The following is a 23,586-nucleotide window of genomic DNA, read 5'->3' on the forward strand; positions in this document are numbered from 1 at the left end:
AATTATTGTTATTATAAAATTTTCACTTTAACAGTTTGTCTTCCCCAATTCATAGCTTTACTTTTTGAACCCATTAAAACATCAATACGATTACCTTTAATTGCACTTCCAGTATCACCAGCGATAGCTTCTCCATAACCTTCTACCCATACTTTAGATCCTAATGGGATTACTTTCGGGTCAACTGCGATAATTCTCATATTCGGATTTGCCGTTAAATCATGCCCCATCGCAGTTAAAACGCGTCCACCATATGTACCATTTTCACTTGGATCAGCAGTATACGCTGTCGCTACTACCGTTAATTCACGTTTAGCAGACTGTATGTTGTTTTTAGATGCTTCTTTCGCTCTCTCTTCTTCTTTAGCCTTTGCTACTTCTCTTGCCTTCTCTTCTTCTTTAGCTTTTGCTATTTCTCTTGCTTTCTCTTCTTCTTTAGCTTTTGCTATTTCTCTTGCCTTCTCTTCTTCTTTAGCTTTTGCTATTTCTTGTACTTTTTCTTCTTCTTTAGCTTTTACTATTTCTTGCGCTTTCTCTTCTTCTTTGACTTTTGCCTCTTCTTTAGGCTTTACTATTTCTTGCGCTTTCTCTTCTTCTTTGACTTTTGCCTCTTCTTTAGGCTTTACTATTTCTTGCGCTTTTACTTCTTCTTTGACTTCTACTTCTTCTTTAACTTTTGCTTCTTCTTTAGGCTTTACTATTTCTTGCACTTTCGGTTCTTCTTTGACTTTTACCTCTTCTTTAGGCTTTACTATTTCTTGCGCTTTCTCTTCTTTTTTAACTTTTACTTCTTCTCTGACTTTTACCTCTTCTTTAGGCTTTACTATTTCTTGTGCTTTCGTTGTTTCTTTCGCTTTTGCTACTTTCTGCGTCTTTACTTCTTTCTTTTCTTTAACTGATTTTTGTACTTTCGCTACTTGCTTCGTTTTCTCTTCGGTTTTCTTTTCAGTTGGTGCTGTACTTGATAGGAAAGAAACGGTTGCATAAGCAGTTTTTCCTTTATACTCAAATTGCAGCCATCCGTCTTTTACTTGATGCGTTGATTCAATTACATCATCTTTTTTTAGTCTGCCAAGAATTTCTGAATCCGTGTTTGCTTCAGTACGTACATTTAACAAATTCGCCGTTACATGATATACATCTTTTGTAAATTCCGAACTTACAAACACTTCTTTACCATTCAACTCAATTTTTGACCAGCCATCTTCGGTATTTATGACTTTTAACTCTTGCCCATTCTTTACTTTTTCGACCACTTTTGATTCTGTAGTCGGTTTTTCACGTACGTTAAGTACATCTGCTGTTACGATTGTTTCTGCGGTAGCAGTTGAGGTAAACGCCCCCAATCCAAAAATAGTTGCTGTTGCTGCGCCAATTACTTTTTTCATATTAGCCTCCATTATATTTTTTCGAATTTTATCAAATGTCTCCGTAAAATTGTATAATTTTACATAATATCAAAACATTTGCAACAGTATATTAATATTGTTTAATATACTGTTATTAAAACTCCTTACTCCAATACTATCAAATTCTCATTTCTAATTCTATATATTATAAATCTCCTTATCTTTTATAAAAGCTCCATGCTCTTCTTCACACTAAATAGTTGTAGCAATTCCCGCCAAAAATAAACTTACGATTGCTAAAATTTGAGTAGCGACAATAGCCCCTCTTAAATGAAACTTATAATCTTTATATCCTTTCATACCTTCCGTACTAGGAATCACAACAAACCTTGGAGTAATCCAGCAAAAAATTAGCCAATCAATTATAAGTAAATCTACTAAATTGAAAATCATTAAAATACCAAAAGTGTGTAAATAGGCATCCATATACATTAACTTTTCATGCTTATGTAGTATATATGTAGAAACGAAAGGACTACCGAAAAGAATAGTATTATATACAATATTAAAATAAATGCTTTGCTTTTTTTCATGAATCGATTTTGGAAAAACTACTTTTTGAATATCTTTCGGATAATCAGTTAACGAAAGTCGAGGATTATAATATAAGGACCCTAAAATCATTACAGATAGTACAATAGACATGATGACACCAACGTACATCATTTGTTCAAATTGATTCATATACTGTATTCACCCTTTTCTGTAATTACTATGATGGTCATTCACTTAATTACATATTGTATGTACGTACATAATCAAAAATTAACAACTAGCTTTAATAGCAAAGCAAAATTGTTGCAATGCAAATTTAATACAGTGGAAGCCTAATTGATACAGATAGGATTGGTGAAACCTATGAAAATTGAACATATTGCAATTTGGGTAAATGACTTAGAATGTATGCGTGATTTTTATATAAAATACTTTAATGGTAAAGCAAACTCGTTATACCATAATGAAATGAAACAATTTGAATCTTATTTTATTACGTTCGAATCTGGAGCAAGGCTTGAACTTATGCGTAAAAAAGGGGTTGAAAATAAGCCTAATTTAAACATAACTGGCTATGCTCATATGGCTTTTTCTGTCGGTAGTGAAGAACGAGTGAATGAACTGACAAAGGTGATAAAAGATGCTGGTTATCCTTTATTAAATGGACCACGTTTTACTGGAGATGGCTATTATGAAAGTGTAATAGGTGATCCAGAAGGCAATCAAATAGAAATTACGATTTAACTTACCCTTTTTTACCACCTCCATAATTTCCCACGGATTAGGCGGTGCTGTTGCTGAGGTGCCAAATGGGGCGACTGCTTACTTTTACCGAAAAGCACTATCAAACATGTCAATATTCGCTACTTGGGAGCAACCAGAAGGTGCTGGTGGAAGTATTCGATGGGTTGAAGACTTCCGCTTAGCAATGCTTCCATTTACAAAAGGTGTCTACGTTAATACGCCTGACCTATCCATTAAAAATTGGCTAGATGCATACTTCAGTTGTAACTTTGACCGATTAATGAAAGTAAAAGCGAAATATGATCCGAAAAATGTTTTTAACTTTCCGCAAAGTATTCCGCTTTTTTAAAATATACACTCCACCTAATCTATCTAAATGCAAAACATCCATTTTTTAAAATGGATGTTTTGTAAAAAGAAGTTTACATAATATAATTATCAATTGCTTATACCGAATAACTATTCAATCATCGAAAGTAAAACGTTCTCAAGCTCTTTTTTAGACAGCATACTATCATTTATATACACTTGATATGCATTTCTCCCTTCCCTTGCTGGCACAACTATTTTCATAGCCCTTACATTCGATTTTTTATACTCACCGAATGTAACGTCATAGCCATTTAATTTATATTTCTTTATATCTCCAGTAAAATTAGGCCCTCTTTCAGATGGTTTATCAAATGGTCTATCAATAAAGTAATCTTTATATTCTCCTTCAACAATTTCTAATTCATGAATTGTAAAACCTAATTCTGCCTCTGAAATATGTGGCTGTTTTTTTACATTTTGATTTTCATATCTCATCGTAATAAGTGGCATAGGTTTTCCTAGTGTTGCTTCAGCTTTTACCTCTTCAAATACTAATTGATGTCCAACCGGAATATATGTTGGATGCTTGATTGGAAAACCAGTTATTTGTTCAGCTTGTTCAAATGTATAGGTAAAATGTTGATCTATTCTTTCTTCATATGTATGTAATTGTTCCATTACCGCTCTTTCTCTCATTTCTTCATCAGCATTTAGACGATTTGTAGCTGTATATTGTCTCTCACCATTCTCTACGACACTTACTTTTTTATAAAAATAGTACGATTCCTGTAATAAAGTTCCATACTTATCAAAATCCTTTTCTGTAAATATACTTTTAGCAATTTCTATACGTTCCATTACACCATTATAACCATCCTCAGTCATTCCCATATCTTGTCTTGCTTTTTCTGGTGTCCCTACAATTTTATCCATTAATGTTGTACCTGCAAAAGTACCGGTCGGTATTAAAATTGCCGCAGCTACAAATCCAAGCAATAATTTTTTCTTCATAGAAATCTTCCTTTTTATTTTCGATAGTTGGTATTTATAAAAAGAGTTTTTCACTTGATTATCTAGATTTGGAGACGGGTCTAGACTCTCTGCTTTTCTTTTTAGTTCATTCGTTACATATCTCTCAAAATCCATTTACTTCTTCCTCCCTTTCGTTTGGCATTTGTTCCATTTCCATTCTTAATCGTTTTAGTGCTGTGTGTAGTCGAGATTTCACTGTACCAATAGGGATTTGAAGAAGTGTAGCAATTTCATCCAAGCTATATTCATGGAAGTAACGCATAATGACTACTTCACGATGTTTATAAGATAAATTTTGTACAACTTCTACTAATTCACTTCGTGTTTCTTTATGTAAAATAGCTTCATCCATTATGTAAGGCCGATCTTGTTCATACATTTTCTTCTTTTCAAAGATTCGAAATCGTCGCCACGATTTACGACGCCAATCCTGTACTTCCTTGACAACTAGTCCATGTAACCAAAAACGAAATGAACGATTTATATCATAGTTTGTTATGGACTTCCCCATATTGATGTACACTTCATTAACTATATCGTCTACATCTTGGTTTTGACTTCCTACTAAAAATACTACTGTTCTATAAATATCTTTACATGTATATTCATAAATAATTTGAAAGGCTTCTTGGTCCCCAGACCCCATTTTATATAGCCATTCCTTTAATTGTACTTCATCCAAAGCTCCGTTCCCCTCTCATGATCTTTCACACTATATTCGCTCGTTTTTCACAAAAGGTTCATTTTACATGAAAATTTATTTATTACAATAAAAATATAAGGTATATTTTTATGAAAAGGAGAAATTCAAGAATGAATACAGAGGATAAAATTTACGCTGAAAAAGTGTTGAAAAATCTCTTTATCGGATCACAAGTTGATGGATTACAATTTGGTATTTCTCCAGGCGCTATAAAGATTCATTTCACAAACTTTCACGACTCAGTTGATTATGACGGACAATTATATATCAATATCGAATCCAAATGGTGTTTATTTAATAAACCTCAAAAAAGCTACCCATTAAATGAAGATGAATTTGAAGTTTATTCTGAGAAAGAAGAATATGAAAGAATATTTAAGATAAGAAGACAAAAAGTTACCGATATACAACTTGGCTTAGAAATCCCTCATTTAATTATTACATTAGATAGTGGACAAATTATTTTTTTAAATGGTTTTCATGATTATTATGAATGTTGGCAAGCTGGTGTCCTATGTGAGCAATGGCTTGTAGTCGCTGCACCTGGGAATGAAACCGCCACTTGGACTCCTGATGAGTTTATCGATAAATAAACTGTTTTCACGAAGAAAAACCGAAAATATTTTATGAACTACATAACTATTTCTATTACACTTAAACGAATAGACATTTTACTTTAATAGAAATCATTTTATTAAATTTGAAAGGATAATAATGATGGCATGTGTCCATGATTTTGGAATAATTGACGAATTTAATTCTCAAAAAAGTTACAATGATTATACACCAGAGAAATATCATTGTATTTCTGTTAATGATGATATTATCAGTAGTTTAAATCAAAATTTATCAATTATGAAAACTTACTTTCATACAGTCAAAAATCAGGAATACGGTTTAGCTTATTGTGGTATTACAATTATCCCTCCTGAATCTTTAGCAATTTTCTATGAAACAGTTACATCTTCAAAGTTCTTCAGAAAATCTGATGAGCTGAATGAGTTAGCTTCAAAAATTGTACAAGCTGCAGCAGAACAGAAGTACATGATCCATTATGGGGTTTAAATGTAATTCAAAAAATGCTTAGGATTTCTCCGAAGCATTTTTTGTATGTTACTAATACATTTATTCCTTAACCATTTAGTCAATGCTTGAGCCTATGGTCCCTTCTTTTACAAGTGAGGGCGCCCCTATTAATCTAAATAAGCGTCTCATTTCCAATCTTCCAGCTAAACCATCTCCCGTGTCCTTCTGTTTCTCCAACCGTTTCACGATATTCGTTTCCGTTAATATAATAATCAATATGAAGGTCACGATCCCACATGTTGTTATACAGGTGGAATACATCACGTTTTGCGCCGATTTCTTGTATTTGTTTTTCTAATTTATGTTTAACTTGTTCTGGTATTTGATTTGCGACGTGTGTATGGAAAATACAAATAACAGCTTCTTCACTTATTTGTTCAATAATAGATGATAATAGCTCTACACCGTCTCCTTCTATTAATTGGACAGATTCATTTTTCACTAAAGATGCAGCTTGATCAAACATCTCAAGCCTTTCTTTATGTTCTGGCCAAATTAAAGCACGTAACCATAAATAATCTTCCTCATTATGTAAATCATTCACATGTAAGTCCAGTCCGATTCTTTCTACGACAGATGGGCTTTCTTTTAGAAAATGCGGTACATTCTCCCCTCTTATTTCAGAAGTTACATGCACATTTGAATTTATATTTCCGTACATTTCATCCGTCCCGTACGAATAACGATATTGGTCCCAGAACAGTTGCAACCCAGAACTTGTCCCAATTTCAATTAACGCTAACGGCTTCTTCACTTTGTTAAATATGTAGCAGAAACTTGGGTATAAGTATGCGCACCGTCTTACTTCATTTGTTTGAACGAGTTTCGTTTGTAACAAAGTAATGATTTCTTCTCGGTACTCTTTACAGAAATCTTTAAAATGATTAAAAGCTTTATCTAAATTTGTATCAGCATTTTCAACTAAACTACTATAATACGTTTTTAAATGATGTTCTTTCCCTGCTAGCAATAAATACTGTACTGCACCTAATAGTAAGTTTGGGACTGGTTGACCTACCTGAGCATAGGACGATAGTGTAAGTACTTCCTCATCTTCAGCAATTTTCATTGATAAATATTCATATAAATCACTTGACCCTTTACATTCCTTTATTGAAAAGTTTCGAAATAAGTTTGAAATTTGTTCTTTTGTACACATTAGAGTCCCTCCTTTTTATTTTTCAGAATAATCTTACCATTGCAGAAAGAATAATCCCATAAAAAGGTACTCGATTTAGTCACTTAAGGATACGTAAGCTTTTTCGAGATAATTTCAAACTGTAATTTTTTTCTATTTACCACCTTAAAAGAGCTTGTTAAATAAGATTTTTAGCGAATAAAACGTTAAATAGTTTAAAATTATCAGATAACACTAGATATTTTAGTCTATTAATTATTATAATAGAGTATGAGATGGTTATATAATTGAGACAAAAAAGGTATACACCTAGGTGGGGCCTAGGCGGTGTTTCTCTTTTACGGCTTAGACATAGAAAACACCTACACTTTTTTGCCAATATAGGGGATGGAGAGATTATCATGAGCAACATGCAGCAAAAAACAGACGTTATCTTAATTGGTGCAGGAATTATGAGTGCAACATTAGGCTCATTACTAAAAGAATTAGCACCAGAATGGGAAATTAAAGTTTTTGAAAAACTCGCAAGTGCCGGGGAAGAAAGCTCTAACGAATGGAATAATGCAGGTACAGGGCATTCTGCGCTATGCGAACTGAACTATACTTCCGAAAAAGCTGACGGATCTATAGATATTAGTAAGGCTGTAAAAGTGAATGAGCAATTCCAGCTTTCAAGACAATTTTGGGCATATCTTGTAAAGAGCAAATTAATTCGTAATCCACAAGATTTTATTATGCCACTACCTCATATGAGTTTAGTACAAGGGGAAAAAAATGTTGAGTTTCTAAAAAACCGTTTTGAAGCGCTTTCAAAAAATCCACTGTTTCAAGGAATGGAATTTTCTGATGCTCCTGAAACATTAAAAAAATGGCTTCCACTCATTATGGAAGGTCGCACATCTAATGAACCGATGGCGGCAACGAAGATTGACTCTGGAACAGATGTTAACTTCGGTGCATTAACACGTATGTTGTTTGATTACTTAAAAACAAAAAATGTCGAGCTAAACTACAAGCATAGTGTCGAAAATATTAAGCGCACGAAAAATGGTTTGTGGGAAGTAAAAGTACACGATATGAATAGTGGTAAAATTGAGCATCATACTGCTAAATTCGTCTTTATTGGCGGCGGTGGCGGTAGCCTACCTCTACTTCAAAAGACTGGTATCCCTGAATCAAAGCATATCGGTGGCTTCCCAGTAAGTGGACTATTTATGGTATGTAAAAACCAAAAAGTTGTAGAGCAGCATCATGCGAAAGTGTACGGTAAAGCTAAAGTTGGCGCTCCGCCAATGTCTGTACCTCATCTAGATACGAGATATATAGACAATAAAAAAGCTTTACTGTTTGGACCATTCGCAGGCTTCTCACCTAAATTCTTAAAAACTGGCTCAAATCTTGACTTAATCGGTTCTGTAAAACCGAATAATGTCTTAACGATGTTAGCCGCTGGTGTAAAAGAAATGGGACTTACAAAATACTTAATTCAGCAAGTTATGTTATCACATGAAAAACGTATGGAAGAATTACGCGAATTCATTCCGAACGCGAAAAGTGAAGATTGGGATATTGTAGTTGCTGGACAACGTGTACAAGTAATTAAAGATACTGATGCTGGCGGTAAAGGAACACTTCAATTTGGTACAGAAGTAGTAAGTGCAGCTGACGGCTCAATCGCCGCATTACTAGGCGCATCACCAGGTGCTTCTACTGCTGTTCACGTCATGCTCGAAGTATTAGAAAAATGTTTCCCAAGCCGCATGGTAGAATGGGAAGAAAAAATAAAAGAAATGATTCCTTCATATGGCATTTCACTAACTGAAAATCCAAGATTGTTCCAAGACCTTCACACTTCTACTGGTCGTACACTTGGATTAAACGAAAAAGAAACTGTTCATAATTAATGCAGAAATAAAAAAACGTCCGATATATTCGGACGTTTTTTTGTCTACTAAAAATTATACTTATCAATATTATCTTTCGTAAATACAACTCGTTCTGGTAATACGATAATTCCATTCCCTTCTGCCTCATAATCATATCCTTGAATGGAGTTTGGCTCTACTTTCACTTTTCCAATTCCTTTTACTTCGAAGCTATCCCCTACTTTTAACTTCTTCCCTTTTACAACAATTTCATTTGCTACATAAGTTGCCAACGCACCTTGCTGTTTGACATCCCATAATCCGAATTGTTGTACTGTTCCTCGTTTTATATAATCACGCATAACGTTCGGTGTAGAAAATCCAGTTACCACTACTTTTTTATCCATTTTTAAGTTTTCAGCTGCTTGCGCTATGGCTGGGAGTGCTGTTGCATCTGGACAAATAACTGCATTAATATCTGGATACGTTTTTAATATATTCTCCCCTACGGATAAAGATTTTTGTGCATTATTTTCACCGTACTGCGTCGTTACAATTTCCCAGTTCGGATATTTCTTTTTAATAATTTCTTTCGCTTTCGTTACCCATTGGTTTTGATCTGTTACTGTTGGACTAGAATAAAAAAATGCTACTTTCCCTTTATCTCCAATTTGCTTGGAAGTCATTTCAATTAATAAGTTAGCAAGTTGGTCTGGTGTTCCTTGGCTTATATAAAAAGAACGATCTTTCGGATTCACATCAGAATCCCATGTTAAGACGGTCATTCCTTTTTTCTTAGCACGTTGTAGTGATTGCGATAAACCATCAACTGATGTAGAGGAAACCATAAGTGCATCATAGTTTTGGTTAATAAAATTATTTATATACTTTACTTGCCCTGATACACTCGCTTCAGACGGCCCATCATATTTCACTTGTACGCCTAGCTTCTCTCCCATCTCCTTTGCTCCTTCACCTCCCGATGTGAAGAAACCAACTCCTGTTAATTTCGGAATAAATGCAAATTTCACATCATCAGCCTTTTTCTTATCTGCCGTTTGGCTAGAACACGCAATTAAACCGATTAAACAAATACATACAATCAATACAATCCCTAGTTTTCTCTTCATGACATTTCCCCCTTATGCAAACTCTGTCTTTTCCCCGCTAAAAATTGATGTAATTTGAAATGTCTCATAATAACTGAAAGAATAAGGATAATACCTATTACTACATTGGATTGTTCATTTGTTAAACCCGTCATTTGCAAGCCATACTGCATGAGCCCAATGAAAATACTCGCCAGTACAGTACCGAAAATACTTCCTTTTCCACCTGTAATAAGTGTCCCGCCTAATACAACTGCTGTAATGATTGGTAATATTGTTTCGCTTCCTATATCAGCACGTGCAGAACCGAAATATGCAGTTAAGAAAGCTCCTCCTAATCCACCTCCTAACCCAGAAAGTATGTAAGCAATGATTACTACTTTCTTCGTCTTAATCCCGGTATATTTTGCTGCATTTTCATTCGCGCCTGTTAATTTTACGTGGCGCCCATATATCGTTCGGTGAAACAAAATCGTGCATACAATTGTTAATAAAATAAGTAGCCATAATAAATTGGGTATTCCTATAAAACTACCATTTGCTAGTTGTACATAAGTATCAGGTAAACCGCTTATCCCTTCATATCCAGAAGCACCTGCCCCTCCTGAAATGACGAGTGCAATTCCTCCGTATAAAAACATCGTTCCGAGTGTAACGACTAGTGGTTCTACATCTGTCAATTTTATAATGAGCCCATTTAAAGCTCCTGCTAAGCAACTGACTATAAGTGCCATTATTACTGCTAGTAAAATATGAATTCCATTCATCCAAAACACACCAATTAAAATCGAGGTTAGCCCCATAATTGATCCTACAGATACGTCAATTCCTCCTGTTACAATAACGAAAGTCATTGGAATTGCCGCGATTGCTATGAATAGAAAATCATTTGTACTAAAAAGGAGATTACTAATATTTAAGAAATCACTATTTATTAAACTAAAAAGGATGAATTCTACAAGAAGTAATACAATTAGAACCCCTTCCCATCTATATACATACTTCATAGATTCATCCTCCTTTCTGCCTTCCACTTTTTCATAACACTATCTAATATGATGATAAGTAATAATAAAAAACCTGAAATAGCATTATTCCAAAATGCTGGTATTTTTAAAAAGATAAGTGAACTGCTTATCACTTCTAAAAACAATGCTCCTAGTGCAGCTCCAAATATAGAACCTGTTCCTCCTTTTAGATGAATTCCTCCTAGCACAGCAGCTGCAATCACCTGTAGTTCCATTCCTGTACCAGTTTGATTTGGAACGAACCCGATATTCATAACAAATATGCAACCAGCGAGCGCAGCGCTTATGCCTGAAATCATAAACGCATATATCTTCACTTTATTAACAGGTATACCAATAAGCCTCGCGCCATCTTCATTATCACCTACCGCATAAAAGTATCTTCCCAATGGCACTTTTCTTAAAAAGAAGTATAGTAGTAGTAAAATAATAAGAACGAACCATACAGTTATAGGTAAACCAAGAATGATGATAGATGACAGCTGCTTAAAATCGTTTGGAATATCTTCAATCCACTTCCCGCCTGTGAAAATTAACATTGCACCTCTAACAATTCCTAACATGCCTAATGTCATAATAATGGCTGGTACCCGAAACTTCGCAACTCCAATACCATTTACGAAACCGATAATGGCCCCAAGTATAATAGCTACAAATATCGACAAGAATGCACTATACCCATTCGTTAACATCATTCCGCAAACTGCTGCACTTAATCCCATGCTTGAACCAACTGATACATCTATATTTTTCGTAAATAAGACGAACGATTGACCGATTGCTAGCACGACTAAATTAACGCTTGATTTCATCAGTAAAGATAACGAGGTAAATTGAATAAAACTAGGGTTTATCATCCCTACAATAGCTATATAAATTAGTAGTAACATTATGATAGACGTTTCGTGCATTTTATACATACGTTTCATTCCGTTACACCTCCGTATGCAAGGCGTGTAACTTCATTCACACTCAGTTGTTCTTTTTCCATATGAGAAACAAATCGCCCATTTCTCATTACATATACACGGTTTACTAATTGGACAATTTCTTCAACATCTGAAGAGATTAATAAAATTGCGAGTCCTTCCCTTTTCATTTTTTTTATCGTCTCATACACTTCAAGCCTTGCTTTCGCATCAATTCCGCGAGTCGGCTCATCAAGAATAATAATTTTAGGATTACATGCAAGATACTTCGCAAGCACGACCTTCTGCTGATTACCTCCTGATAAAGATGCCAATTCTTTATTCATATTCTGTACAACAATTCGGAACTGTTCTATAAACGAATTAACTAAAGCGCTTTCTTTTTCTTGATTTATAAAAAAGCGATTATTTTGATATAAACTTGCTGCTGCAATATTTTCTTTAACAGAAGCAATTGAGAAAATTCCATTCCTCGCCCTATCCTCTGGCACATAAACTAGTCCTTCGTCTAGCCTTTTATGCAAAGAACACGTATCAATTGATTTTCCCCCCAATAAGATAGACCCTGATTTTATAGTTTTCAATCCAAATATCGCTTCTGCTAATTCCGTTCTGCCAGATCCTATAATGCCAGCAACACCTACAACCTCACCCGCATGTACAGTGAATGATATATTTTCGAATGCGTGACCATTTATATCAACCACTTCTAATATTTTTTTCGTCTTTGCTGTCTCTTGAACTACTTCTATTTTCTCTTTCTGTTTATATCCTTTTGGCAATAGTCCCTCCATCAGCATGTCATATGTATAGTCACATACATCACCTTGGCTTACAACCATTCCATCACGTAGTATTGCTACTTTGTTGGCAATTTCAAAGATTTCTGGAAAACGATGCGTAATATAAATCATCCCAATTCCTTTTTCTTGTAAACTTTTCATCAACATAAAAAGACTCTTAATTTCGTGTGTTGTTAATGTCGATGTTGGCTCATCTAGAATAAGAATCTCAGCTTCTCTTATTAATCCTCTAACGATTTCTACTAACTGTTGTTGCGCAATAGATAACGATTCTCCCTGTTCATTAAGATCAATATCCCAACTTAAACTGTCAATTAATTGCTGAACTTTTACTTTAAGCTTCTTTCTATTCCCCTTTAATCCAATACATATATTTTCTTCAATGGTCATATGCGGAAAAATGAGCGGTTCTTGTGGTATTAAATAAATCCCTTCTTGGTGTGCTTCTTTTGGATTTGCAAACTGCTGTCTCTTTCCTTTCACATACATTTCTCCACTATCATACGAATATAACCCCGTTAATATTTTCATTAATGTCGATTTCCCGGCGCCATTTCCACCAACTAAAGCGTATATATCACCATGCTCTACTTGTAAGTTCACTTCCTTTAGCACAAGTTGATTCGAAAACGCCTTACTCATTTTCTTCACTTGTAATAAGGGCACATTCTCCACATGATGTCACCTGCCTTTACCCAGAACATTTTTTGAGAAAATGATTATTTGTTCTACTTGTTTTGTAGCATTGTATATTCCTTTTTTCATATCTAGAACACTTTTTTCAATGTACTATTAATCGTTTCAACTGGAATAAACAAAATATGTGACACATATGTTTAAGCATTGGTCAATTGTTGAAAGGGATGAAGAGTATGTCACAGCTGAACTTTGAAGAAAATTTATTAACTAAAGTAGCCTGGTACTATTATAAAGATCAATTAACACAACAAGAGATTGCTTCACTTCTTCATATTTCAAGAAATAAAGTCGTCCGGTTATTAGATAAGGCACGCAGTGAAGGTATCGTTACATTTCACGTAAAAGGAACCGGTTTGCATTGCTTAAGCATTGAACGTGACTTAATGAAAAAGTTCCACTTAAAAGATGCTTTCATTATCCCTACACCAATAAGCAATTATGCTACTTCTCTCGGAAAAGCCGCTGCACAATATTTAGAAACTCATCTCCAACAAGGTGATTTACTCGGCATCGGCTGGGGTGAAACGATAAGTAAAATGCTAGAAAACATTCATTTTGAAAGTTCTATTAATCTTTCATTCGTAACGCTAACAGGCGGAGTAAACCACTATCTCCCAAGAAAACAAAACTATTTACACTACATGCAAGGTGATCTTCATATTATTCCTACTCCTTTTCTAGCATCTTCTACTGAAATGGCACGAAGTATTTTATCAGAACCAAGTGTGAAAGATATGCTTCATGTCGCTTCACTTGCACATACAGCAGTTGTCGGTATTGGCGGGTTATCTCAAGACGCTACAATTGTAAAAGAAGAAAAATTAACGCTACGTGAAATGACATATATTCGAAGTCAAAACGGGGCGGGCGATATTTTAGGACAGTTTTATAATACGAATGGTGAGTTATTAGAGCTCTCGCATCATAATCGTCTAATTGGCACGCCTCTCTCTATTTTGCGCAATATGAATCATGTCGTCGGTGTTGCTGGAGGTATAGAAAAGATAGATGCAATTTATGGTGCCTTAAAAGGAAAGTTTATTCATACATTAATTACCGATGAGGAAACTGCCCTCTCCTTATTACGAAAGGATGGTGATTGTTAATGTCCAATTTATTAGCTTTCGATGCTGGTACAGGAAGCATTCGAGCAGTTCTTTTTGATTTACATGGGAATCAAACTGCAGTAAGTCAAAAAGAATGGATTCACAAATCTGACCCTCGTTATCCAGGCTCTATGAACTTTGATGTAATAGAAAATTGGAAGCTAGTACAAGAATGTACGAAAGAGGTTCTTCAAAAAAGCAATACCCCTGCCTCTTCTATTCTTGCTATTAGCGCTACAAGTATGCGAGAAGGTTTTGTTTTATATGATAAACATGGGCAAGAAATATGGGCATGTGCAAATGTTGATGGCCGTGCATCCGCTGAAGTTAGTGAGCTAAAAGAAATCCGCTCACATCTTGAAAAAGATTTATACAGAAAATCTGGGCAAACTTTTTCATTGGGTGCTTTACCACGTCTACTTTGGATTAAAAAACATGAACCAGACGTCTATAGCAATATTCACTCCTTTACGATGTTAAATGATTGGATTTTGTATAAATTAAGCGGCGTACTGCAAATCGACCCTTCCAACGGTTGTACGTCCGGAATCTTTGATTTACAAAATAGGAATTGGGATAACGATGTCGCTAAAGAGTGTGGTATAAATTTGCCATTTTCACCAAAAGTAAATGAAGCTGGCACTGTGATTGGTAATGTTTCAAAAGAGTGTGCAGCACTAACTGGTTTACTTGAAGGGATTCCTGTCGTCGCTGGCGGCGGTGATGCTCAAATGGCAGCACTCGGGACTGGAGTCGTAAAACCAAATCAAACTTTAATATGCGGCGGCAGCTTTTGGCAACAGGAAGTGAATATTACAGAGTCAACAACGGATCCAAATGCTGCAATTCGAGTAAATTGTCACGTCGTTCCGAACCTTTGGCAATATGAAACGATTGCCTTTTTCCCTGGCCTCGTTATGCGTTGGTTTCGAGACGCTTTTTGCCAAGAGGAAAAGAAACTTGCTGACAAACTCGGTGTAGATGCTTATGAATTATTAGAAGAACAAGCGAAAGACGTACCTGTCGGTTCATATGGTATTATCCCTACTTTTTCAAACGTTATGAACTACATTTCTTGGCGTCATGCCGCACCTTCATTCTTAAATTTAAGTTTAGATGCTGACAAATGCGGAAAAAAGGAAATGTTCCGTGCTATTGAAGAAAATGCCGCCTTCGTTACACTTGGAAACTTAAAACTAATTGAAAATCTTACTGGTACATTCCCTTCTGAAGTCGTTTTTGCTGGCGGTGCCGCTAAAGGGAAACTATGGCCACAAATTCTATCAGACGTACTCGGCATTCCTGTAAAAGTACCCGTTGTGAAAGAAGCAGCTTCTTTAGGAACTGCGATTGCTGCTGGAGTTGGTGCTGGCATATATTCATCTATGGAAGAAACTGCCGAAGAGTTTGTACAGTGGGAGCAAACATTCGAACCAGTTACTGAAAATCACGAACTATATAAAGAGTTCTATGAAACATGGAAAACTGTATATGACAGTCAGCTCGCTTTAGCTGATAAAGGGCTCACCTCACATATGTGGATTGCGCCTGGTGCACTGTAACACATTACATAAAGGAGTGAACTGTATGTTAAAAGCGAATGAAAATGACTTCTCCTATCGCTTCGGTGATAACGGGCCGAAATATTTAATACAAGGTCCAAATATTGATCTTGGCCTTGTTGTCATTCAACCGGGCCAGGAGTTTCAAAACCATTATCATACGACGTGCGAAGAGGTCTTTTATGCATTAGAAGGTGAAATAGATTTCTATGTGAATAATGAAAGAGTTCCAATTAAACAAGGTGATGTCCTGCAAGTTCGTCCTCATGAATCTCACTATCTTATTAACCATTCTGACAAACCTTTTAAAGCTGTTTTTATTAAGTCACCACATTTACCAAATAAAGATACTGTACAAACGGAAAATCCAACATTAACGAAGGAGTGATTTGGAATGACTTGGGGATTTAAAAATCGATTAAATACAATTTTACCTGATGGCAGAGCGGTAATGTTAGCAATAGATCACGGTTATTTCTTAGGACCAATTCACGGACTAGAACAACCACTTGAAACAGTTAAAAACTTACTTCCTTACACGGATTCTCTCTTTTTAACGCGTGGTGTACTTAGCTCCTGTATTCCTGAAAACTGCAGCACACCGATGGTTATGCGTGTATCTGGCGGCGCTACTGTCGTCGGTAAAGATTTAGCGAATGAAACAATTGTTACACCTGTGAAAGAAGCAGTAAAACAAAACGCAATTGGCGTCGGCGTTTCTGTTTTCATTGGATCAGACTATGAAACACAAACTGTTACAAATCTCGCAAATGTAGTTTCTGAAGCTCATGATTACGGCCTGCCAGTACTCGGCATTACCGCAGTCGCAAAAGAATTACAAAAACGTGAAGCTCGCTTTCTAGCACTTGCTTCCCGCGTATGTGTTGAAATGGGTGCTGATATTATTAAAACGTATTACTGCGAAGGATTCGAAAAAATAACGAGCACATGCCCTGCCCCAGTAGTCATCGCGGGCGGCCCCAAACTAGATTCAATTGAAGACGCATTAAACATTACGTACAATGCGTTGCAAGAAGGCGCAATTGGAGTAGACATGGGCCGAAACATATGGCAATCCGAGCATCCAGCTGCGATGATTCAAGCAATACATGGCATTGTAAAAAATGGATTGAATGTGAAAGAGGCACTTGAACTTTATGATGATGTGAAGAATTAAAGTAAAAAAGACAGACTATTTATTAGTCTGTCTTTTTTACTTTACAGTGAAACTTTCATAATCCGTCTTCTAATATGATACATACTTAAATTCTATACACCTTCAAATGATTACTCTTGATGATTACTATTAAGCTTGGAAACTTTCTTATCTTCTCTATAATCAAGACAAGACACTTCAATTAATAAGCCATTAAATACTGTAAAATAAAAACCATAACTACTACCTCTCATCGAATAAGGTTCCTTGTCTATTTCAATGCCGCCGGCTACTAAACGATTATACGCTTGATCCACTTCACTTGATGTATCCACTAAAAAACCAATATGAAAAGCTTCCGGATACGTAACTTCCTTATTCCCTTTAAATGATTTTGGATCACTTAGCACAAGTATAAATCCACTCTCATCACTCATGACTACAAGTGCTTTCCCTTTTTGTTCCAAAAATTGAAAATCAAAAAATGTTTCAAAGAAATGTCTCGCTTCCGATAAATCATCAACACATAAATTTAAATGATTCAGCTTCATGTACTCATCTCCTTTTAAACAGAAGGTATATAGACTCATTTTCATAACACTTAAATATGTAAGGCAAGATATTCAAGCGTTCCATCTAAGACTATGCTTTATAAGTCTAATATTTTTTTCTATAGCCTAGAACGTTTTTTATGACTGTAATTCCATAAACTGTTCGACGCGAAATATTATTTTACCTATATAAAATAGCCACATTATTTATTTTTCAAATTGTGTAAAACCCACTCAATCAAGAAAATTGCTGCAGAGGTACGTTCTGTCGTATCACCTAAAAACAGTTTATTTATAAAACCTTTAAAATGAGTTGGTACTTTAGATAATGTTTCAATATACTTCAAAACAGATCCCGCTGGTGGTATAGGCTTATTATTAACAGCCCATATCCCATCTAACAATGTCCAAGTTGAAATTTGAACTATGTATGAAGCTTTTAACTCATCATTTGCTTTCAAGGCAGATTGAATTTTAATTAATGAACTATGCAACCAATGAGAAATGCCCTTCATTTTGTCGCTAGAAACACGATAGTTTTCAAATTCATATGTAGCTATTTCCTTTAACTTTTTCAACTCACCGCTTTTATCAAACAAAATTTCCCCTTCTAGAAATGAGTAAAATTCCATCGGATTGTTTTTAAAGTTTACTTGAATTTGATTAAAATCTGCACTCTTATATTCAACTAAAATATCATCTCTCGTTTCAAAATGAAATTTTTTCTTTTGTCCTTCTTCTAAAATAATATAGAAGTCTAAATCAGATTCAGGATATGCATCGCCTCTTGCGACAGATCCAATTAGCATGAATCCATTTACTTTATCTCTAAATAAATATTCATTTAAAATTGTTTGTACCAATTTTTTATGTTTTTCATTTGTAATGAATGAAAAACTCTCCATCATTTCCATCCCCCATTACTACAAAAAGAGGATACATGTTAGCATCTACAACATGTATCCTCTACTTATATATTACGACTGTTGATAAGCCGATTTCGATGATTTCACATAATAAACCGCATGATCCACATTAATAATATGATCTGGTTTTGGTTTACCACGGCCCGCTCTATGTCCAGCTAAGTGTTCTTCACTTGTTTCCCAGTTTTTCCATGCTTCTTCCGATTCCCAGCGAATCATTACGACAACTTCTTCGTCGCCGCGTCTTACTTTTTTCACGAGAACACTTAAATCGATGAAGCCTTCAAATTTTTCAATAATACCTTCTCCAGTGAAACGTTCTACAACTATATTTGATGTACCTTCTTTTACTGTAAATGTTTTCGTTTCGATAAACATATATTCCACTCCCTCTTTGTTATACGAATACTAGTATTCTTCTATTATAATTGATTATGATAATTATTTTCAATTGTAAAGTTTTAATTTTTCGAATTATGCTGATTTCTTTTCTATCGCCTCATCTAAAAATTTGAAATATGGAAGTAACATCCCTATTAAAGATGTAACACATATAACTGCACCGATAATTACATATAGCGCTCTTACTCCCCACATTTCACTCAATATTCCCCCTACTAACACACCTAATGGCATAGCGGATCGTATGAAAAATAAACGCACTGAAAATACTTGTCCTATCATATTATTTGGGACGATTTGTTGGCATATTGTTGTGTTATGAACATTGAAAAATGCAATACAAATCCCTGCTATTACTTCAATTAGTATTGCAATGATAATACTATGATTGAATCCTAATGAAATGTATGTGAGTCCCCCTATAAACAATCCTCCAAGCATAAGTATACGCCGGCTTTTATATGTTACTTTTCCGACTAATACTGAGCCAATTACGTAGCCAAGTGGAAAACCTGCCATAAAATAGCCGTACTCTGCATATCCCGCTAACAGCTCGTCTTTTATATAAGGAAGATTTGTGACCATCGTTACCCCTACTCCAAACTGCACGAAAGTAAGAAATATACCGAGCCAAACGATGATTGGTTTTGTAAAAAAATATGTAAAACCTTGAAGAAATTGTTCTAGCCACGTTTTTCGTATATCTGTTGTAGTTCTCTTTTCTTTTATATAAAGTAAGAAAGCACCACTAACAAATAGACAAATACATACGAAAGATAATGTAAGTTCTGTTCCAATGAAATGAATTACTACTCCACCTAATACTGGCGCAAGAAACATCATGAGACGAGTCATTCCATCAATATACGCATTTGCGTCTTGAAGTTGTCCTTGACTTACAATGCTCGGTGTAATTGCTTGACTTGCAGGTGTATAAAGAGGTGTAATAAGTCCCACTACAATTTGAACAACATAAATGTGCCAAACTTCTATACTACCTGTAACTAGCATCACCAAAGGTAATAAGAATACGGACGCCCGTATCCATTGTGAAAAAATCATAATCCACTTCCGGCTCCATTTATCAATAAATGGGCCACTTATTAATTGCAGTATGAGTGATGGGATGAAATATAATAGCCACATACTACTTAAAGCCATTTCCGATCCTGTTAACTCATATACTAGAATTGAATTACATAACGTTCCGAAAGCCCCTCCTAATTCAGAGATTGCACTACCAATCCACATAAAAAAGAACGAACGATTTTTCAATATATTTTTCAATTTCACACACCAACTTTTCTTTTATATTCCTCCCTTTATGTACATTCTCGTTGTTAATTATCTATTCAAAAACATATCTAATTCTTTCGCTAAAGACTGTACTGCTTTCTTTCTTAATACATATTTTCCGTCATGTATATCAACTAACTTCGCTGCACGTAACAATTTCAAATGATGGTGTACAGTCGATTTACCAAGCTGTAATCTTTCCGTTATTTCCTGTAATGTACGTTCTTTTTCAAATAACATTTTTACAATTCGCAATCTCGCCTCATCCCCAAGAGCCTTATGTTTTTGAACTAAAAAATAATTCGGTTCATACGGATCTTCAGGATGAATGCTTTCATTCGCAACTGGATAATGAAATACTTTCGTATCATCAATATCCGCTTCAATATTCCACGGTCTGTACGTCATTTGCGGAATAAGAAGTACGTGATGAACACTTGGCTCTGGCATATAGTTCACTCCGCCAGTCGCCCACTCGACAAACTCTTCCGGCTTCATCTTTTTATTCATTTCATTTTTCGCTTCATAATCTCGTTTTAATATAGAAAGTATTTGTTCTTCCTCTCTTTTAATAACACTCTCATACCAACCTGTCATAACAGCGATTAAATGCGATTTCAGCACTTGTACATCTACATTACATATAAAGCTAATATAAGTAGAAAAAAACTGATGATTATCTGTTAGTTCCTTTAGTTCGTGTATTGCACATACAACTCCCGTTGCAGCTAAACGTCTTTTCTCTTCATACTTCTCTCCTAAAAACGGTAAACATATAAATTTCAAATCTTCTTCTGAAAATGAATCAATTTTAAAATTAAACTGCGATAAATCTTGAAAATCCTCTTCATACAATAACTGGAGTAATGCTTTCCACGTATTATGTTCTTCTACAAACTGTAAGTGTTCTCTCATTTCTTCTGTTAATGCTTCCTTAATTTCTTCCCATTCATTTTGACTCTTTTCAAGAGTATCAATTAACCTTTTATGAGTAATCGCTGCAATGCCAAGTGCACATTCGAAAAGTATCGAATATTTCACCTGAACGTTGTATGTTTCCCTTTTTCTGCTCGTTATGTGATAGACCTCCATTTTTATCCCCTCCTTGTTTGCTATATAACATATTCTATTTTTATCGAATTTTACCTTCTATATTTTTAGAACCGTTTTGCAACTTTAAAAAAACTTTAATCAATGAGCAAACAGAAAAAGGTTTATACTCTTTTCATTCTGACTCAATGAAAGCCTTGATTATTAAATATCATATTAAAAATGAGATTTTTTAATGGCTCAATTATACGTTGTATTTCACTCTCTTGTTCAACTATAGAGAAGGTTTATTGAAGAGAAAAGCGAACGCTTCAAGTACATGATGCCTTACAATCTTCATTAACCGCCCTTCAAGAAGCAGAACTAGATCAACTAAGTCCTTCTCTACCAGTTTGGCAACAATATATGAATATCCTTTTACATGATGCTTATCATACAGGACAAATTATACAGCTTCGGAAACTTCAAGGTTCATGGCCAACTCACCGTTCTTATTTATAAAGTGAAATTTTAATCAGCTCTTACCAATCGGGATTTTGTGGGCAGCCCATCCCCACTTCACTTCTTTGCTTTCCCTGAATTTTGAGGTAAAAGTCTTACTGCCCGTTAATCCGGGATAAACGATGTTTAAAATCGCATACGTTTAATATCCAACAAAACAATTGAAAACAACTAATTGTTCGATAATTACTGCCATTGCTCAAAATAAAGCAAATTAAAATACATTGATTCCTAACATAACTTACATGCTTCATAACTTCTAATCATAATCCAAATTTGGAAGAATAGATGCTTTTTTATATACAAATAATAAGCCTCAAGGAGTTGTTGACATGCATTTCATATTGAATATGTTAGGGATTTTCGTTGTCATATTAATCGTTTTCTTATGTTCGCCTAATAAAAAACATATAAAATGGAGACCAATTGTAATTCTCATCCTATTGGAGCTTTTTATTACATGGTTTATGTTAGGCACAAAGCTTGGCAGTATTATCATTAATAAAATTGCGTCATTTTTCAGTTGGCTACTAGCATGTGCGAATGAAGGTATTCGATTTGCATTTCCTTCAGCTATGGAAAGTCAGCACATTGATTTCTTCTTTAGTGCGTTACTTCCTATCATTTTTGTTATTACTTTTTTCGATATTCTATCTTATTTCGGAATCTTAACTTGGATTATTGATAAAGTAGGTGCAGTTATTTCAAAGATTTCTCGTTTACCAAAGTTAGAAAGTTTCTTTTCGATTCAAATGATGTTTTTAGGAAACACCGAAGCACTTGCGGTTGTTCGTGATCAATTATCTGTGTTAAAAGAAAATCGATTATTAACTTTTGGAATTATGAGTATGAGTAGCGTTAGCGGATCCATTCTTGGCGCTTATTTATCAATGGTGCCAGCAACATATATTTTCAGCGCCATTCCATTAAATTGTATTAACGCATTAATTTTAGCCAATGTATTAAATCCTGTGGAAGTTTCGAAAGAAGAAGACGTTGTTTACACACCTTCAAAACATGAAAAAAAGGATTTCTTTTCTACTATTTCAAACAGTATGTTAGTTGGGATGAATATGGTTATCGTTATTTTAGCTATGGTAATTGGTTATGTAGCTTTAACAGCATGTTTAAATGGGATTTTGGGATTTTTTGTAACGGGGTTAACAATTCAAAAAATCTTCTCCATTATCTTTAGTCCTTTTGCATTTTTACTCGGTTTATCAGGCAGTGATGCTATGTATGTAGCTGAATTAATGGGGATCAAAATAACGACGAATGAATTTGTTGCAATGATGGATTTAAAATCAAACTTAAAGTCGCTACAACCGCATACGGTTGCGGTTGCAACGACATTTCTAGCTTCTTTTGCTAACTTTAGTACAGTAGGTATGATTTACGGAACTTACAATTCATTATTTGGCGGAGAAAAATCATCAGTCATCGGTAAAAATGTTTGGAAGCTTCTTGTTAGCGGGATGGCTGTTTCTTTATTAAGTGCTATGCTCGTTGGGCTATTTGTATGGTAAATAATTTTTATAATAAAAGACACCCAAGCCATAATCTGTACCCTTTGTAAAGGACATTTTGAAAAAAGTTAGGCAACATCAAGAAGATGATTTCTGTATCCAACAGGAGTCATCTTTTTTAAATTCCATTGATATCTATAATGATTATAATACGTCAT

Annotated in this window: 25 protein-coding genes and 1 pseudogene; 11 read left to right on the plus strand and 15 right to left on the minus strand. The window is 34.8% G+C overall.

The features are described 5' to 3' along the window. Positions 1-11 precede the first annotated feature (11 nt). Both entB and D1166_RS08975 read right to left on the minus strand, forming a co-directional pair. The gene (gene entB / locus D1166_RS08970; RefSeq protein ID WP_255422435.1) at positions 12-1,388 is read right to left on the minus strand and encodes a cell wall-binding protein EntB; all 1,377 of its coding nucleotides are present in this window, start codon (positions 1,386-1,388) and stop codon (positions 12-14) included. Between the two features lie 213 nt (positions 1,389-1,601). Next, entirely contained in the window at positions 1,602-2,093 is a 492-nt protein-coding gene (locus D1166_RS08975; protein ID WP_001071233.1) for a hypothetical protein, read from the minus strand. Positions 2,094-2,267: 174 nt separating this feature from the next. Between D1166_RS08975 and D1166_RS08980 the strand changes: the two genes are divergently transcribed. Further along, the gene (locus tag D1166_RS08980) at positions 2,268-2,648 is read left to right on the plus strand and encodes a VOC family protein (protein ID WP_000687533.1); all 381 of its coding nucleotides are present in this window, start codon (positions 2,268-2,270) and stop codon (positions 2,646-2,648) included. A gap of 58 nt (positions 2,649-2,706) precedes the next feature. Beyond that, positions 2,707-2,997, plus strand: a complete 291-nt coding sequence (locus tag D1166_RS08985; RefSeq protein ID WP_002005328.1) for a BBE domain-containing protein — start codon at positions 2,707-2,709, stop codon at positions 2,995-2,997. A 110-nt stretch (positions 2,998-3,107) separates the two neighbouring features. On the opposite strand, the gene D1166_RS08990 is transcribed toward D1166_RS08985, so the two are convergent. Beyond that, entirely contained in the window at positions 3,108-4,106 is a 999-nt protein-coding gene (locus D1166_RS08990) for a hypothetical protein (RefSeq protein WP_097861696.1), read from the minus strand. Then, complete coding sequence (locus D1166_RS08995) at positions 4,096-4,674, minus strand: sigma-70 family RNA polymerase sigma factor (protein ID WP_097856277.1); 579 nt, start codon at positions 4,672-4,674, stop codon at positions 4,096-4,098. The genes D1166_RS08990 and D1166_RS08995 overlap by 11 nt, the downstream gene beginning before the upstream one ends. Before the next feature lie 131 nt (positions 4,675-4,805). On the opposite strand from D1166_RS08995, the gene D1166_RS09000 reads away from it, so the two are divergent. After that, on the plus strand, positions 4,806-5,288 hold the full coding sequence (locus D1166_RS09000; protein ID WP_118043282.1) for a hypothetical protein: 483 nt from the start codon (positions 4,806-4,808) through the stop codon (positions 5,286-5,288). Positions 5,289-5,409: 121 nt separating this feature from the next. Next, positions 5,410-5,760 carry a hypothetical protein gene (locus D1166_RS09005; RefSeq protein ID WP_002152719.1) on the plus strand — a complete coding sequence of 117 codons (351 nt, stop codon included), beginning with the start codon at positions 5,410-5,412 and terminating at the stop codon, positions 5,758-5,760. Positions 5,761-5,893: 133 nt separating this feature from the next. Here D1166_RS09005 and D1166_RS09010 read toward each other — a convergent pair whose 3' ends face one another. Next, complete coding sequence (locus D1166_RS09010) at positions 5,894-6,940, minus strand: DUF2332 domain-containing protein (RefSeq protein WP_097861697.1); 1,047 nt, start codon at positions 6,938-6,940, stop codon at positions 5,894-5,896. Between the two features lie 380 nt (positions 6,941-7,320). On the opposite strand from D1166_RS09010, the gene D1166_RS09015 reads away from it, so the two are divergent. Then, positions 7,321-8,823: a malate:quinone oxidoreductase gene (locus D1166_RS09015; protein ID WP_000069138.1), complete on the plus strand. Its 1,503-nt coding sequence runs from the start codon at positions 7,321-7,323 to the stop codon at positions 8,821-8,823. A gap of 47 nt (positions 8,824-8,870) precedes the next feature. Here D1166_RS09015 and lsrB read toward each other — a convergent pair whose 3' ends face one another. From lsrB to D1166_RS09035, 4 genes are read right to left on the minus strand one after another with little or no spacing between them, the layout of a single operon-like run. Then, positions 8,871-9,914 (minus strand): autoinducer 2 ABC transporter substrate-binding protein LsrB, encoded by a 1,044-nt coding sequence (gene lsrB, locus D1166_RS09020; RefSeq protein ID WP_097856275.1) that lies wholly within the window; start codon positions 9,912-9,914, stop codon positions 8,871-8,873. Beyond that, positions 9,911-10,900 carry an ABC transporter permease gene (locus D1166_RS09025; RefSeq protein WP_000878527.1) on the minus strand — a complete coding sequence of 330 codons (990 nt, stop codon included), beginning with the start codon at positions 10,898-10,900 and terminating at the stop codon, positions 9,911-9,913. The genes lsrB and D1166_RS09025 overlap by 4 nt, the downstream gene beginning before the upstream one ends. Then, positions 10,897-11,850, minus strand: coding sequence for an ABC transporter permease subunit (locus D1166_RS09030; protein WP_097856274.1), 954 nt, complete (start codon positions 11,848-11,850; stop codon positions 10,897-10,899). Before D1166_RS09030 ends, D1166_RS09025 begins: the two co-directional genes overlap by 4 nt. Beyond that, a complete protein-coding gene (locus D1166_RS09035; protein WP_118043283.1) occupies positions 11,847-13,328 on the minus strand; it encodes a sugar ABC transporter ATP-binding protein in 1,482 nt (493 codons plus the stop codon). The genes D1166_RS09030 and D1166_RS09035 overlap by 4 nt, the downstream gene beginning before the upstream one ends. Before the next feature lie 197 nt (positions 13,329-13,525). Here D1166_RS09035 and D1166_RS09040 point away from each other — a divergent pair, with 197 nt between their 5' ends. Genes D1166_RS09040 through lsrF form a run of 4 tightly spaced genes read left to right on the plus strand, consistent with a single transcriptional unit; the run spans position 13,526 to position 17,197 of the window. After that, positions 13,526-14,458: a sugar-binding transcriptional regulator gene (locus D1166_RS09040; protein ID WP_097856273.1), complete on the plus strand. Its 933-nt coding sequence runs from the start codon at positions 13,526-13,528 to the stop codon at positions 14,456-14,458. Then, positions 14,458-16,020, plus strand: coding sequence for an autoinducer-2 kinase (gene lsrK / locus D1166_RS09045; protein ID WP_118043284.1), 1,563 nt, complete (start codon positions 14,458-14,460; stop codon positions 16,018-16,020). Before D1166_RS09040 ends, lsrK begins: the two co-directional genes overlap by 1 nt. Before the next feature lie 25 nt (positions 16,021-16,045). Beyond that, on the plus strand, positions 16,046-16,408 hold the full coding sequence (locus D1166_RS09050; protein WP_000909986.1) for a cupin domain-containing protein: 363 nt from the start codon (positions 16,046-16,048) through the stop codon (positions 16,406-16,408). A 6-nt stretch (positions 16,409-16,414) separates the two neighbouring features. Then, positions 16,415-17,197, plus strand: coding sequence for a 3-hydroxy-5-phosphonooxypentane-2,4-dione thiolase (lsrF, locus tag D1166_RS09055; RefSeq protein ID WP_000219770.1), 783 nt, complete (start codon positions 16,415-16,417; stop codon positions 17,195-17,197). 110 nt (positions 17,198-17,307) lie between these two features. Here the strand turns inward: lsrF and D1166_RS09060 are convergent, their stop codons facing one another. The 5 genes from D1166_RS09060 to D1166_RS09080 form a co-directional block, all read right to left on the minus strand. Next, complete coding sequence (locus tag D1166_RS09060) at positions 17,308-17,727, minus strand: VOC family protein (RefSeq protein WP_065228994.1); 420 nt, start codon at positions 17,725-17,727, stop codon at positions 17,308-17,310. 203 nt (positions 17,728-17,930) lie between these two features. Next, positions 17,931-18,635: a nucleotidyltransferase domain-containing protein gene (locus D1166_RS09065; RefSeq protein WP_088066257.1), complete on the minus strand. Its 705-nt coding sequence runs from the start codon at positions 18,633-18,635 to the stop codon at positions 17,931-17,933. 69 nt (positions 18,636-18,704) lie between these two features. After that, the gene (gene hmoA / locus D1166_RS09070; RefSeq protein ID WP_000469498.1) at positions 18,705-19,031 is read right to left on the minus strand and encodes a heme-degrading monooxygenase HmoA; all 327 of its coding nucleotides are present in this window, start codon (positions 19,029-19,031) and stop codon (positions 18,705-18,707) included. A 96-nt stretch (positions 19,032-19,127) separates the two neighbouring features. After that, a complete protein-coding gene (locus tag D1166_RS09075) occupies positions 19,128-20,348 on the minus strand; it encodes an MFS transporter (RefSeq protein ID WP_080450943.1) in 1,221 nt (406 codons plus the stop codon). 51 nt (positions 20,349-20,399) lie between these two features. Next, on the minus strand, positions 20,400-21,443 hold the full coding sequence (locus tag D1166_RS09080; RefSeq protein WP_097856271.1) for an ArsR/SmtB family transcription factor: 1,044 nt from the start codon (positions 21,441-21,443) through the stop codon (positions 20,400-20,402). Between the two features lie 258 nt (positions 21,444-21,701). Between D1166_RS09080 and D1166_RS09085 the strand changes: the two are divergent. Further along, a pseudogene (locus D1166_RS09085) lies at positions 21,702-21,902 on the plus strand (DinB family protein); the annotation flags it as partial. A gap of 332 nt (positions 21,903-22,234) precedes the next feature. Further along, positions 22,235-23,428 carry a NupC/NupG family nucleoside CNT transporter gene (locus D1166_RS09090; RefSeq protein ID WP_000545484.1) on the plus strand — a complete coding sequence of 398 codons (1,194 nt, stop codon included), beginning with the start codon at positions 22,235-22,237 and terminating at the stop codon, positions 23,426-23,428. Between the two features lie 68 nt (positions 23,429-23,496). Here the strand turns inward: D1166_RS09090 and D1166_RS09095 are convergent. Beyond that, positions 23,497-23,586: IS3 family transposase (locus tag D1166_RS09095; RefSeq protein WP_093998161.1), on the minus strand; the 90-nt coding region annotated here is incomplete at its 5' end.

Origin of the sequence: Bacillus sp. ISO11, from assembly GCF_003458115.1 — a bacterium.
Classification (GTDB): Bacteria; Bacillota; Bacilli; order Bacillales; family Bacillaceae_G; genus Bacillus_A; species Bacillus_A cereus.